Consider the following 14,588-nt stretch of genomic DNA (forward strand, 5'->3'; position numbering starts at 1 on the left):
GTATTGTTGTATTTGGTTACTGTTCACAGCATGGACGGTACCTGTATTTGTACAATGAAAACTAAATAAGGAGGTGCTCCTGTGGCAAGCACAATTATTGTTGCAATTGTCGCTGTAGTGGTCGCACTGCTTATTGCGGTTCCTGTTACTTGCAAGGTTGCTGTTAACAATAAAACTCAGAAGGACGCTGAAATTGTTGGCACAGCAGAAGACAGAGCAAGAAGCATCATAGATGAAGCTTTAAAAGCTGCTGAAACAAAAAAGCGAGAAGCATTATTGGAAGTAAAGGAAGAATCTCTCAGAACGAAAAACGAACTGGAGAAGGAAACCAAGGAACGTAGAAACGAACTGCAAAAATACGAAAGGCGTGTATTATCAAAGGAGGAATCCGTTGATAAGAAAGCTGATGTAGTTGAGAAGCGTGAGGCTGAGTGCACAGCAAAGATTGCTGAGTTACAAAAACGAGAAAAGAAAGTAGAAGAACTTGAACAAAAAGGAGTACAGGAACTGGAAAGAATTTCCGGTCTGACCTCCGACCAGGCAAAAGACGAGTTGCTCAGAAGTGTAGAAGATGATGTCAAGGTAGACGTAGCCAGACTCTACAAGGAATTAGAACACAAGGCAAAAGACGAAGCAGACAAAAAGGCTAAGGAATACGTGGTCAATGCCATTCAGAAATGTGCAGTAGATCATGTGGCTGAAACCACAATTTCAGTAGTACAGCTTCCAAGTGATGAAATGAAGGGAAGAATCATCGGACGTGAGGGACGTAACATCCGTACCCTTGAAACACTGACCGGTGTAGATCTTATCATTGACGATACTCCGGAAGCAGTTGTTTTATCTGCCTTTGATCCGATACGCCGTGAGATCGCCAGAGTTGCTCTGGAGAAACTGATCGTTGATGGACGTATCCATCCGGCAAGAATCGAAGAGATGGTAGAGAAAGCACAGAGAGAAGTAGAAGCACAGATCCGTGAGGATGGTGAGAACGCAGCAATGGATGTTGGCGTTCATGGTATCCATCCGGAACTTCTCAAACTCCTTGGACGCATGAAATTCCGTTCAAGCTATGGACAGAATGCACTGAAGCATTCTATCGAAGTAGCACAGCTTTCCGGAATTCTTGCAGGAGAGATCGGTGTAGACGTACGTATGGCGAAGCGTGCCGGACTGCTTCATGATATTGGTAAATCTATTGACCATGAAGTTGAGGGCTCTCATATCCAGATTGGTGTGGATCTTTGTAAGAAATACAAAGAATCTCCGATTGTTATCAATACAGTTGCATCACATCATGGAGATGTTGAACCGGAATCTCTTATCGCATGTATCGTTCAGGCTGCCGATGCAATTTCAGCAGCAAGACCGGGCGCAAGAAGAGAGACACTTGAGACCTACACAAACCGTTTGAAACAGTTGGAAGATATCACCAACGAATTCAAGGGTGTAGACAAGTCCTTTGCTATACAGGCGGGCAGAGAAATCCGTGTTATGGTAGTACCGGAACACGTGACAGACGCAGATATGGTTCTGCTGGCAAGAGACATTGCCAAACAGATTGAAGCTGAACTGGAATATCCAGGACAGATTAAGGTAAATGTCATCCGAGAGAGCAGAGCTGTAGATTACGCGAAGTAATCAATTCTGGATTATAGAAATACTTACAAAGAGTGTGATACATAAAGTGTCGCACTCTTTTTTTTGTTCTAATTCCTGTCCGGGATCCGTAGACTGGTACAGGGTGAAGCTATGAAAAAAATTCCGAACTGGCACAGGAATACAGGATGCCCGGTGCAGATCCTGTTTATGGCAGGCTTCCTTATTGGGATGATCCTGCCGGATATCGCGTGGAAGATGGAATGGCATCAGAAGACGATCTCTGCAATGTACCTTCTCAGGAGTTTTGCAGCAGGAAGTGAAGCAGGAGTGGAGTACTTTCTGCAAGTGCTGGGGATGAGAGGAAGTGTTTATCTCCTCGGGGCAGCCTGTGGAATCTCTGTTTTTGGAGTACCGTTTGCTGTCGCAGGCAGTATGTATCTTGGAATTAAAATAGGGCTTCTGCTTACCATGTCTGTTCTGCAGTTTGGATTTCAGGGAGGGATGGTCGGTGTGGGACTTTTGTTTCCACAGTATCTGTTGTATATTCCGTGTATTTTTTATCTTTACAGGCAGAGTTATGAACAGTCAATGAGGATCTGGAAGAACAGGGGAATGCTTACCGGGGGCGTCTCCAGGTACTTTTTACGTGTTTTTCTGTGCGGTATCCTGTATCTGGGAGGGATGATAACAGAAGCATACTGCAATCCATTTATCCTGGAATGGCTGGTAAAAAAAGTGTTATAAAAAATTAATATTTTCAAAAATACAATATATAGTATGGTTTACCATAATCGGAACGATATTTTGTATAAACCGTCAAAAACATTGATTTTACGTTAAATTTCGCGAAAAAATGGTTTGATTTTATGTAAAATAGCAAGTATAATCATGGTACATCAGATATATAACAAGAATCGACAGGATTATACTCCTGTTGGACAGACATGGTACAGGGTTAGGCAGGAAATAAAAGAAATGGAAAGAACACTCGCGGAATTTATTGCGTATTTACATACGACAAAGAATACATCAAATAATACAGAAATTTCATATCAGAGGGATTTAAAGAAACTGATCCGTTATCTGGACGGACAGAATATTCATGATTTCGCAGAAGTGACAAGTCTGGATCTCAAGGGCTACTTAAGCGAACTTAAGGCTGAGAATCTGGCATCTTCCACGATTTCCAGGAATATTGCGTCCATCCGTGCACTTTTTCAGTATCTTTTCAAGGAAAGCAGGGTTACAGCAGATCCGTCCGAAGAACTGAAACCGCCCAAGGTAGAGAAGAAGATGCCGGAGATCTTATCCGTTCAGGAAGTGGACCGTCTCCTGAAGCAGCCAAATATCAATACAGCGAAGGGACTTCGCGACAGTGCGATGCTGGAACTTCTCTATGCGACAGGCATGCGTGTAAGTGAACTGATCCATCTGCAGGTGTCCGATCTGAATCTGCAGTTTGGGTATGTTATCTGTCATGATACGGATAAGGAGAGGATCATCCCGATTGGAAACGTCAGCAAGAGAGCACTTGCAGAATATATGGAGCACGGACGGGATTATTTCGTCAAGAACAAGAATGAGAAATCCCTGTTCACCAACTGTTCCGGCAGATCCATGAGCCGTCAGGGATTCTGGAAAGTCCTCAAGGGATATGCAGAGGCGGCAGGCATTTACCGTGATATCACGCCACATACACTCCGGCATTCCTTTGCAGTACATATGCTTCAGAATGGAGCAGACATCAAGAGCGTGCAGGAAATGCTCGGTCATTCCGATATTTCATCCACGCAGATCTATCTTGGGATGAATGTGGCAAAAATGCGCGATGTCTATATGAAGGCACATCCGAGACACTGAAATTAAAATAGACAACAAAGCAATGAAATAAGAACCCCGCAGTACAGAATATCACGGTTCTGTACTGCGGGGTTTTTGCATCATAAATTACTATTTCAAAAGTTACTGCTTCTGATCAGAACAATAACAATACTTAGCAAAGTTCAGCAATCGTATAAAGCAGTTTTTCAGACTCATCCCATCCAAGACACGGGTCAGTGATGGATTTTCCATAAATATGGTCGCCGCCGATCTTCTGGTTGCCTGGCTCGATATAGCTCTCGATCATCAGACCCTTGACAAGTTTATGAAGTTCCGGATCAACATTGCGGCTGTGCAGAACTTCCTTGGCGATACGAACCTGCTGGTCGTACTGCTTGTTGGAGTTGGAGTGGTTGGTATCCACGATCACTGCCGGGTTCTTGAGATCTTTTTCCTGATATTTTTCAAGAAGAAGACGAAGATCCTCATAATGATAGTTTGGCATTGCCTCACCATGTTTATTGACCGCACCACGCAGAATTGTATGTGCGAGAGGATTTCCATCTGTCTCCACCTCCCAGCTTCGGTAGATGAAACGATGAGAAGCCTGAGCTGCAACAACAGAATTTATCATAACACTGAAATCACCGCTGGTAGGATTTTTCATTCCGGCAGGGATATCCATACCGCTGACAGTCAGACGATGCTGCTGATCCTCAACAGAACGTGCACCTACTGCAACGTAGGAAAGGATGTCGGAGAGATAACGGTAGTTCTCCGGATAGAGCATCTCATCTGCGCAGGTAAATCCACTTTCCTGGATTGCATGAATATGCATTTTGCGGATAGCAACCAGTCCTGCGAGCATGTCAGGAGCTTTCTCCGGGTCCGGCTGATGGACCATACCCTTGTATCCCTCACCGGTAGTACGCGGTTTATTGGTGTAAACCCGTGGAATGATCAGAACTTTGTCTTCGATCTTTTCCTGGACCTTGCGGAGACGCAGAAGATAGTCACAGACAGCATCTTCATTGTCAGCAGAGCATGGACCGATGATTGCGAGAAATTTATCTGATTTGCCTGTAAAGACATCACGGATCTCCTGATCACGTTTTTCTTTTAATGCCTGTATTTTAGCATCAATGGGATACTGATTGCGGATTTCAGCAGGTGTAGGTAATTTCTTAATAAAATTGAATCCCATGTTTTCCTCCCTTTTGCGTTTTAACGCAACGCTTTTGTATACAACTAACGTAACTGTTCAGTACCCTCACAGTTACGAGTCAAAATGCATTCCAAATCACCTTCGGTGATGGCATTTTGCCTTGCATGTCTCGGGATTTTGGCAAAAAACATGCCAAAACGCCTCGCGGGATACTACCTACTGAACAGTTGTCAATTAACTATTATAAACGATTCAAAACTTCTTGTCGATAGGTAATGCAATAGAATTATGCATAAGTGCATAAATATGAAGGCTGCTGGAAAGAATCTCGCTGAAAAGGATTCCATATAGATAACCGCGGATTCCGGCAAGCGGAATCGCGAATACTACAAAAAGGATCCGGACAAGGATCCCCAGAGTACTGTGTACAAGACTTCGTCCTGTCTGACCAAGCCCATGCAGGATACTCGTAAGCGTTGTGTTCAGATAAAGAAACGGGCAGACGAAAGAAAGCGTCTGTATGTAAGTCCCGGCAGTCGGACTGTGAAACAATACTGTCCCCATAAACGGACCGATGCAGTAAAAACCAAACGCGCACAGAAATCCAAGCAAAAGGCTTGCACGGATCGTCTGCCAGGTAACATACCGTATACGTTTCCGATATCCAAGCGCCTGCATCTCTGCAACAGAAGGCATGAGCATCATGGAAGCAGAGTTTGTGATCGTAGCCGGAAAAAGAATGCACGGAAGCGCCAGTCCTGTAAAAATCCCGTAGATACTGAGTGATTCCGAAACGGAAAGCCCATACATCCGAAGTCGCTGTGGGATCAGAACGACCTCGATACCGGCGAGTACAGAAAGCAGCAGGCGGTTTAGCGTCACAGGGAAAGCAGTCCGGCAGATTTCCTTCAGACAGGCAAAAGGCAGTTCAATGTGAAAAATTTTATGCGCATATTTCTGAAAATGCAGAGAGATCATAAGCAGCGCCAGAACAGCTACAACGAGTTCCGAGACCAGTGTGCCGCCAGCAGCGATCATGGCAGTCACAGGCGTACCTTCAGAAATACAGACAAGATACAGAAGATACGAAGAACCGACGCGTACGATCTGCTCAATAAGCTGTAATCCGGAAGGAAATTCCGTTTTTTTACGGGCAAAATAATAACTGTTGGTGCAGGAATGGAGCGTGGCAAAGGGAATACTGAAAGAAAGGATCCGAACAAGTTCCTCCGTGCGTGCTTCCTTTAAGATCTGCACAGCAAAAAAATCTGCCCGCAGATAAAGCAGGGCAGAGGCTGCACAGGAAAGTGCAAAGGCAAAAAAAGTCCCCAGACAGAAAAAGTCCCGGGCTTTTTTGTCCTCACCTGTTGCGAGATGAGCGGCGACCAGCCGTGAAAGGGCGGTCTGTATTCCAGAGGAAGTGACGGCAAGCAGAAGTGTCTGAAGCGGAATGGCAAGCTGGAACAGGCCGATCCCCTCTGCACCAATCGCATGAGACAGGAATATCCTATAAAAAAAGCCGATCACGCGGCTCAAAAGACCGGCGCATGTGAGAAGAAAAGTCCCCTTAAAAAAAGCTTTTTTTGACATAGAAAGCACCTGGTGCTTTTTTTGTCAGTATATGCACGAAACCTCCTTGACAGAACAAATGTATTCTGTTAAAGTAAGTCTTGAAATAAATCCGACGAAAACACTAGGAATTAAAGAGGTGAGTGGATGAAACTGTCAACAAGAGCAAGATACGGTCTTAAAGCACTGATCGACCTGGGTCTGCATTGTGAAACAGAAGCCGTCTCCATTCAGAGCATTGCAGGCCGACAGAATATTTCAGACAGTTATCTGGAACAGCTCATGGCGAAGCTCAAGAAAGCAGGTCTGGTAGAGAGCACCAGAGGTGCGGGCGGCGGTTATCGTCTGGGTCGACCGGCAGAGGAGATTTCCGTGGGAGATGTCCTGAGGGTTCTAGAAGGAAGCCTGGAAGCGGCACAGTGTTCCGGGATGGAAGATGAGAGTGCCTGTGAGAACCATGATATCTGCGTCACGAAATATGTGTGGAAACGAATCAACGACAGTATCACACAGGCGGTAGACACCATGATGCTGGATCAGTTGATCGAGGAAAGCCGGAAAAAACAAAAAGAAAAAATGTAAAATTCATTTTTATTTTTAAGCAGGAGGAAAAAAACATGAGTAAATTAATCTATCTGGACAACGCAGCTACAACAAAGACTGCTCCGGAAGTTGTTGAGGCAATGCTGCCATATTTTACAGAATACTACGGAAACCCGTCAAGCATCTATGATTTTGCACAGAAAAGCAAAGAAGCAGTGACCAAAGGAAGACAGCAGATCGCAGATGTTCTGAACGCAAAGAAAGAAGAAATCTACTTCACAGCAGGTGGAAGCGAGGCTGACAACTGGGCACTCAAAGCTACTTTTGAAGCATACAAATCCAAAGGAAACCACATCATCACAACCAAGATCGAGCATCATGCGATCCTTCATACATGTGAATACCTCGAAAAAAGAGGCGCAAAGATCACATACCTCGATGTAGATGAGAACGGTATCGTGCGCCTTGATGAACTGGAGAAAGCGATCACACCAGAGACCATTCTGATCTCCGTTATGTTTGCAAACAACGAGATCGGTTCCATCCAGCCGATCAAAGAAATCGGACGTATCGCCAAAGAACACGGCATCCTGTTCCACACAGATGCAGTTCAGGCATTCTGTCAGGTTCCGATCGATGTAGATGAATGCAACATCGATATGTTAAGCTCCAGCGGACACAAGATCAACGGACCGAAGGGAATCGGTTTCCTCTACATCCGTAAGGGCGTTAAGATCAGATCCTTCGTACATGGCGGCGCACAGGAGCGTAAACGTCGTGCAGGTACAGAAAATGTTCCTGGAATCGTAGGATACGGCGCAGCAGCAGAGCGTGCAATGAAAAACATGAAAGAGCGTACAGAGAAGGAGATCGAACTGAGAGATTATTTGATTAACCGTCTTACAACAGAGATCCCATACTCCAGACTGAACGGTGACAGAGTGAAACGTCTTCCGAACAACGTAAACGTAAGCTTCCAGTTCATCGAGGGAGAATCCATGCTTCTGATGCTCGACCAGAACGGCATCTGTGCATCAAGCGGATCTGCCTGCACATCAGGTTCCCTGGATCCGTCCCATGTACTTCTTGCTATCGGCGTGCCTCATGAAGTTGCTCATGGTTCTCTGAGACTTACCTTAAGTGAAGAGACAACTAAGGAAGACATTGACTTCACAGTAGACAAACTGAAAGAAATCGTGCCATATCTGAGAAGCATGTCTCCTCTGTATGAAGATTTCATGAAAAAACATCAGCAGTAATAATAAGACAATAATCGGATAAAAGACGAAAACAGGAGGAATAAATATTATGTACAGTGAAAAAGTTATGGATCATTTTCAGCATCCAAGGAATGTAGGAGAAATTGAGGACGCAAGCGGTGTAGGAACAGTTGGTAACGCAAAATGCGGTGATATCATGAGAATGTTCCTTGACATTGATGACGAAACACATATCATCAAAGAATGTAAATTCAAAACATTCGGCTGTGGTGCAGCAGTTGCAACAAGCAGCATGGCAACAGAGATGGTTAAGGGAAAAACGATCGAAGAAGCAATGCAGATCACAAACAAAGCCGTTATGGAAGCACTTGACGGACTTCCGCCGGTCAAAGTACACTGCTCCCTTCTTGCAGAAGAAGCAATCCATGCAGCTCTGTGGGACTACGCACAGAAACATAACATCGTGATCGAAGGACTGGACAAACCGAAGTCAGACATCAGCGAAGGCGAAGAGGAAGAAGAATATTAATTAAAAAGCGGCTGTGAGGGGAGAAACATCGAAACATCGACGGTAAAATAGAAATCACTGTTTGCAGGAAATTGACTGTGAACAAAGTGATCAGTAAATTGTGAGGTGAAATGTTGACAGGACTTACAGACGAACAGGTAAATGAACGGATCGAGCAGGGTAAGGTCAATGCGGACGAGAATCCGAATACCAGGACTTACAAGCAGATCGTCAGAGAAAACACCCTGACTTTCTTCAACTTCCTGAATCTGGTGCTCCTTATCCTGGTACTGATGGTTGGCTCTTACAAGAACGCGTTTTTTGTAGGGATCATCATCATCAATACTCTGATCGGAATCGCACAGGAGATCCGTGCGAAAAAGACGATTGACAAGCTGGCTATCCTGACAGCGAAGAAATCCATCGTCATCCGGGAAGGAAAGAAATGGACCGTTCCTACCGAAGACCTGGTACTTGATGATCTGGTCTGTCTCAAGACCGGAGATCAGGTTCCGGCGGATGCGAAGGTGCTGGAGGGCAGTGTAGAGGTCAATGAATCTCTCCTGACCGGTGAATCCGACAACCTTCCAAAGAACGTGGGTGATGAGCTTTTTTCCGGAAGCTTCGTGACATCAGGAGAAGCCTGCTGTCAGATCATTCATGTTGGCAAGGATAACTATGCAGCACAGATCACCAGCGAAGCGAAGGAATTCAAGCGTCATAACTCAGAACTTAAGAATTCCCTGAATGCGATCCTGAAAGTGATCAGTATCATCATCGTTCCGCTGGGCGCACTGCTGTTTTATAAACAGTACTATATTGTAGAAAATACGTTCAAGGCTTCTGTTGTGAGTATGGTCGCAGGTGTTCTGGGAATGATTCCCGAAGGTCTGGTACTCCTCACCAGTGTGGCATTGACACTGGGAGCACTGGTTCTGGCCAATAAGAAGACTCTTGTACAGGAGTTATACTGTATTGAGACTCTGGCAAGAGTTGATACACTCTGTCTGGACAAGACAGGAACCATCACAGAAGGAACCATGTGCGTGGAGCGCGTGGAACCATGGAGTGAAGCTTCCGAGAATAAAGATACTGATGAAATTCCGACAGAAGATGAGGATGAGCCAGATCTTCACGAGATCGAGAACATGATGGCAAACCTCATGTACGTTCTCAATGATCAGAATGCGACGATCGACGCTCTGCGTAAACGTTTCCCGGCGAAGTCTTCCATGACACTGGAACATATCATTCCATTTTCGTCCGACAGGAAATACAGCGGAGCCGTATTTGAAGACAACGGAACATACCTGATGGGAGCGGCACAGTTCCTGTTCCCGGAGGGAAGAGAAGATATCCTGGATGTCTGTCAGAACTATGCCGAAGAAGGACTTCGTGTCCTGGTGCTGGCGCACAGCACGCAGATGGCAGAGGGAACAGAACTTCCAGAGAACCTTGAACCGGCTGCACTTCTCCTTCTGACAGATGTCATCCGAGAAGAAGCACCGGATACGTTACAGTTCTTTGACAGCCAGGAGGTTGACCTCAAGGTGATCTCCGGTGATGATCCTGTCACAGTTTCCGCAATCGCGAAACGTGCAGGGCTCAAGAATGCCGAGAACTACGTAGATGCGACAACACTGGAAACAGAAGAACAGCTTGAGGAAGCTGTTGCGAAATACAGCGTTTTTGGACGTGTAACACCGCAGCAGAAGAAAGAAATGGTACAGGCTCTCCAGAAACAGGGCCATACCGTAGCGATGACCGGTGATGGTGTCAACGACGTTCTTGCCCTCAAAGAAGCCGATTGCAGTATTGCAATGGCACAGGGCAGCGATGCCGCAAAGAACATTGCAAATGTGGTGCTTCTGGATTCAAACTTTGCATCCATGCCCCACATTGTAAATCAGGGACGAAGAGTCGTAAACAACATCCGTACAGCAGCATCCATGTTCCTGATCAAGACGATGTTTTCCGTTATGCTGTCGCTGCTGACCATTTTCTTTGGAAACGCTTATCCATTTGAGCCGATCCAGATGTCACTGATCAGTGCCTGTGCAGTCGGAATCCCGACATTCCTTCTTGCCCAGGAAAACAATTACGACAAGATTGATCACACCTTCCTGAGACATGTGTTCCTGAATGCGTTCCCGGCAGCACTTACCATTACATCCTGTGTATTCGCAGTCATGCTTGTCTGTCAGAACGTTTACCATTCCAATGACATGCTGAGTACGGCGTGTGTGCTGGTAACGGGATGGAACTACATGGCAGCATTAAAGACTGTCTACGCACCGCTGAACACTTACCGTAAGGTCATCATCTACGGCATGCAGTTCATCTTCTTCAGCGCGGCAGTCATCTTCCAGAAGCTTCTTGGACTTGGCTCCCTGGACTTTGGAATGATCATTCTGGTATTCATCCTGATGACCTTCGCACCGCTTCTGATCGACGTGATCACAAGCTGGATCAAAGGCGTCTACGCGAAATCACTGGACAAAGAAAATCCGGGCAAGTTTACAAGCTTTGTGAATAAACTCAGCAGAAAAAAGAAATAACGAGAATTAAGAATGCAGCATTGTAGCGTGAAGCTATGATGCTGTTTTTTGTATATAAAAAGGCAGTTTTGCAGATGAGTTTAAATCCACAAAACTGCCATGTTTATTCTTTATGAAATATTTAAAGCTTTATTTCTTCCGTCTGCACAGCCAGAAGCATCCGAATGCAGGGATCTGCACTCCTTTGGCTTCGAGTTCGCGGCCGGAGATCAGGTCGGTGTACATGCCGTCGTCTTCGTTGATCCATGCAACCTTGTCAAATTCGCTGAAGTTATAGATACCGATGAATTTCTCTTCATCATTTTCGCGGACAATAGCAAGGATCGCATCATCCCAGGTATCGATCGTGCGGAACGGTACATCGCTGTTGAATACGCTGTGCTCCATACGAAGGTGTTCCAGTTTATCGAGAACAGGGAAGAGTTTGTTCTGGACAGTTCCCGGACGATGACGGTTTTCTGCGAGATCCCAGTTGAAGTTTCCTCTGTGGAGGTAACGGGAATCAGCTGCCTTGTCAGGATCATCTTTGTAGGAATAGTCGTTGAGCTGTCCGATTTCATCACCACTGTAGATGACCGGAATACCGGACTGTGAAAGCATGAATGCATGCAGTGTGATGTCATAACGGATCGCACGGTCAACACCTTCTTCATTTCCTTCAAATCCGAAACGTTCAATACCGCAGAGAGAAGCAGTAGTACCGCAGAGTCTTGCATCACCAAGACGCGGGTCGTCATTGTACAACTCGCCTCTTGCGAAAGAATCCGGATATTTTCCTGTAAGGAAATCGTTCAGATATTTCTTGTGAGGAACTTCCTGGATTCCGAAGTTCTCAAGGTAATCATAATCCAGCCCCCAGCCGATATCATCGTGGCAGCGGAGATAGTTCTGGAACACATAATCTCTCGGAAGTCCGGCAACAATATCAAGCTGACGGCGCAGCAGGGAGACATCTCTTGTTGCAACAGTGTGCCAGGTGCTTGCCATAGTAGTTACATTGTAAAGCAGGTGGCATTCCGGTTTATCTACAGTTCCGAAGTATGGAACGACTTTTTCAGGAGCCATGACAACTTCCCCAAGGAGCAGTACGCCCGGGCAGACGATCTCGCAGATCATACGCATCATACGAACGATGGTGTGAACTTGTGGCAGGTTACGGCAGTTGGTTCCAAGCTGTTTCCAGATGTACGGCACAGCATCAAGACGAACGATATCAACACCCTGGTTTGCAAGGTAAAGCATGTTAAAGATCATCTCATTGAGAACGATCGGGTTTCTGTAGTTCAGATCCCACTGGTATGGATAGAAAGTGGTCATGACATGTTTGTGGATATCATCCAGCCATGTGAAGTTTCCAGGTGCAGTAGTCGGGAATACCTGCGGGCAGGTCTGCTCATACAGAGACGGAATATCGTAGCTGTCAAAGAAGAAGTAGCGGTCCTGATATTCTTTTTCACCGGCGCGTGCACGTTTTGCCCATTCATGATCCTCAGAAGTGTGGTTCATAACAAAGTCGAGGCATACACTGATTCCACGTTTGTGGCATTCAGAAGTCAGGTGTGCGAAATTATCCATGTTTCCGAGTTCTTCCTGTACCTTGCGGAAATCAGCTACAGCATATCCGCCATCGCTGCGTCCTTTAGGAGACTCAAGAAGTGGCATCAGATGCAGGTAATTTACATTGCATTCCTGTACATAGTCCAGTTTCTTTTCCAGACCGGAGAGAGTACCGGCAAAAGCATTGACATACATCATCATTCCGGTAAGGTCGTTGCGCTTGTACCATTTCGGGTCCTTTGCACGGCGGATATCGGATTCTTTGAGGTCATTGCTTCTCATATCATAAAATTTCTTGAGTACAGTAAGCAGATCATTGAGATGCATGGTAACATACGGATTGTCCTGATACAGTTCACAGTAGAGCCATTTCAGCTCGTCAAGATGTCTGGAAAGACGCTCGCAGTAGATCGCATCGTCATCTCTTGCAGGAATCTTGGCAGCCGCTTCTTTGGCAGAAACTTTAGGAGCTTCTGTCTTGGAAGTTTCTACTTTGGCAGTGTCCTCTTTGTGGGACTCGATTTTGACGGATTCTGTTTTGGCAGTTTCCACTTTCAAAGGTTCTGTCTTGGTGGTCTCAACTTTGACTGGTTCAACTTTCTTGGTTTCCACCTTAACAGGCTCAGTCTTGGAAGTTTCTACTTTGACTGCATCAACCTTCTTGGTTTCGACCTTAACCGGCTCAGTCTTAGTAGTCTCGACTTTGACTGGCTCGACTTTTTTTGTTTCGACCTTAACCGGTTCAACCTTTGCAGTTTCTACTTTTGCTGGCTCCACTTTCTTAGTTTCCACTTTCGCCGTTTCAGCCTCTACTTTTACAGCTTCTTTCACAGGTGCTGTACTTTTGGAAGCAGCAGTCTTGGTTGCTTCACGTTTTTTCTGAAGGCGTTTTTTTGCCATGATTTATTTCCTCCCTGTTTGTTCTTTCTTATATTATAAAGCCCGAATCATAAAATCACAGTTTTATAAATTCCGGCTTACGGTCTTTAAAGACAGTATAATATGTAAAACCGCAGTCGGCAAGAATATCTGCCGCTTTATCAAATGCATAGGCGATCTTGTCCGGACCATGTGCATCGGCACCGATCGTGATGATCTCCCCACCAAGCTGTCGGTAGCGTCGGATGACTGCACGGCAGGGGTTCGGCTCGCCAAGCCCGTAATGGAACCCTCCGGTGTTCAGCTCGATTCCGCAGCCCTTGGAAATGATCGTCCGCAGGATCTCATCAAGAATGTCCTGATAGCGTCCGTAAGAGTATTCGCGGTTCTGGTTGGGAGCATATCGTACCACATAGTCGATATGCCCGTAAACATCCATTTCCGAAAATACAGCCAGATTCTCAAGAATGGACTCAAAATATTCCATATAACATTCCGATTCCTTACGCCCTTTGAAGAATTCCCTGTAATAAGGATCCTGACCATGGACGACATGAGAAGAGCCGATCACGAAATCAAAAGGAACCGATTCCAGAAGTTCCTTAAAAGAATGTTCCAGATGCGGCTGAAGCCCAAGCTCGATCCCGAAACGGACATCCAGTTTCGACTGATACTTGTCCCGAAGCATGAAAAGGTTTTCCTGATAGGCAGACAGATCCAGTTCAAAAGTTTCATTATCCGGAGTCGGCGGGTAATCCGGGTCAAGATGCTCGGTAAAGCATACACCATGAAGTCCCCGTCGGATCGCGTCCTGGATCATATCTTCCATAGGAGTGTCAGAATCTGCAGAAAAAGAAGAGTGCATATGACAGTCCCATAAGATTTGATTTGACATTTTTCTGTCCTCCTTTACATGAACTGCACCTATTATAGCATGAGAAAATGCTTCGTGCTACGCTTTCATTTCTATTTTACACATTTTTTATCATGTTTTTTTTAAAATGCACTTGAATTTTTGTACGAGATTCGATACAATATGCAATAGGTTGACGTTTCTTTAACAAACGCCATAATCAACCATTTAATTCATAGGAGGAATTTATCATGGCAGTAAAAGTTGCAATTAATGGATTTGGCCGTATCGGTCGTCTGGCTTTCCGTCAGAT

General features: G+C 45.4%; 10 protein-coding genes and 1 pseudogene. 7 read left to right on the forward strand and 4 right to left on the reverse strand.

The genetic code is table 11. From position 1 onward, the window contains the following. Positions 1 to 81 precede the first annotated feature (81 nt). The 3 genes from rny to xerD all read left to right on the forward strand — a co-directional run bounded on the left by rny (position 82) and on the right by xerD (position 3,462). Positions 82 to 1,641, forward strand: coding sequence for a ribonuclease Y (gene rny / locus QZL69_RS09440; protein ID WP_022214968.1), 1,560 nt, complete (start codon positions 82 to 84; stop codon positions 1,639 to 1,641). Between the two features lie 111 nt (positions 1,642 to 1,752). Beyond that, a complete protein-coding gene (locus tag QZL69_RS09445) occupies positions 1,753 to 2,346 on the forward strand; it encodes a stage II sporulation protein M (protein WP_022214969.1) in 594 nt (197 codons plus the stop codon). Positions 2,347 to 2,577: 231 nt separating this feature from the next. Continuing rightward, complete coding sequence (xerD, locus tag QZL69_RS09450; protein WP_022214970.1) at positions 2,578 to 3,462, forward strand: site-specific tyrosine recombinase XerD; 885 nt, start codon at positions 2,578 to 2,580, stop codon at positions 3,460 to 3,462. Positions 3,463 to 3,595: 133 nt separating this feature from the next. Here xerD and QZL69_RS09455 read toward each other — a convergent pair. Together QZL69_RS09455 and QZL69_RS09460 are read right to left on the reverse strand one after the other, a co-directional pair. Continuing rightward, positions 3,596 to 4,636, reverse strand: a pseudogene (locus QZL69_RS09455) (3-deoxy-7-phosphoheptulonate synthase); the annotation flags it as partial. Positions 4,637 to 4,840: 204 nt separating this feature from the next. Next, a complete protein-coding gene (locus QZL69_RS09460; protein WP_022214972.1) occupies positions 4,841 to 6,178 on the reverse strand; it encodes a polysaccharide biosynthesis protein in 1,338 nt (445 codons plus the stop codon). A gap of 126 nt (positions 6,179 to 6,304) precedes the next feature. Between QZL69_RS09460 and QZL69_RS09465 the strand changes: the two genes are divergently transcribed. The 4 genes from QZL69_RS09465 to QZL69_RS09480 all read left to right on the forward strand — a co-directional run bounded on the left by QZL69_RS09465 (position 6,305) and on the right by QZL69_RS09480 (position 10,986). Then, on the forward strand, positions 6,305 to 6,739 hold the full coding sequence (locus tag QZL69_RS09465; protein ID WP_022214973.1) for an RrF2 family transcriptional regulator: 435 nt from the start codon (positions 6,305 to 6,307) through the stop codon (positions 6,737 to 6,739). 35 nt (positions 6,740 to 6,774) lie between these two features. Beyond that, the gene (gene nifS / locus QZL69_RS09470) at positions 6,775 to 7,959 is read left to right on the forward strand and encodes a cysteine desulfurase NifS (RefSeq protein ID WP_022214974.1); all 1,185 of its coding nucleotides are present in this window, start codon (positions 6,775 to 6,777) and stop codon (positions 7,957 to 7,959) included. Between the two features lie 49 nt (positions 7,960 to 8,008). Beyond that, positions 8,009 to 8,449, forward strand: coding sequence for a Fe-S cluster assembly scaffold protein NifU (nifU, locus tag QZL69_RS09475; RefSeq protein ID WP_022214975.1), 441 nt, complete (start codon positions 8,009 to 8,011; stop codon positions 8,447 to 8,449). 110 nt (positions 8,450 to 8,559) lie between these two features. Beyond that, complete coding sequence (locus QZL69_RS09480) at positions 8,560 to 10,986, forward strand: cation-translocating P-type ATPase (RefSeq protein WP_022214976.1); 2,427 nt, start codon at positions 8,560 to 8,562, stop codon at positions 10,984 to 10,986. Positions 10,987 to 11,115: 129 nt separating this feature from the next. Here QZL69_RS09480 and QZL69_RS09485 read toward each other — a convergent pair whose 3' ends face one another. Both QZL69_RS09485 and QZL69_RS09490 read right to left on the reverse strand, forming a co-directional pair. Beyond that, positions 11,116 to 13,443 (reverse strand): alpha-amylase family glycosyl hydrolase, encoded by a 2,328-nt coding sequence (locus tag QZL69_RS09485; RefSeq protein ID WP_022214977.1) that lies wholly within the window; start codon positions 13,441 to 13,443, stop codon positions 11,116 to 11,118. A gap of 55 nt (positions 13,444 to 13,498) precedes the next feature. Continuing rightward, the gene (locus QZL69_RS09490; RefSeq protein ID WP_022214978.1) at positions 13,499 to 14,317 is read right to left on the reverse strand and encodes a histidinol-phosphatase HisJ family protein; all 819 of its coding nucleotides are present in this window, start codon (positions 14,315 to 14,317) and stop codon (positions 13,499 to 13,501) included. Between the last annotated feature and the right edge of the window lie 271 nt (positions 14,318 to 14,588).

Source organism: Blautia sp. CAG:237 (genome assembly GCF_000436615.1).
Lineage (GTDB): Bacteria > Bacillota > Clostridia > Lachnospirales > Lachnospiraceae > Blautia_A > Blautia_A intestinihominis.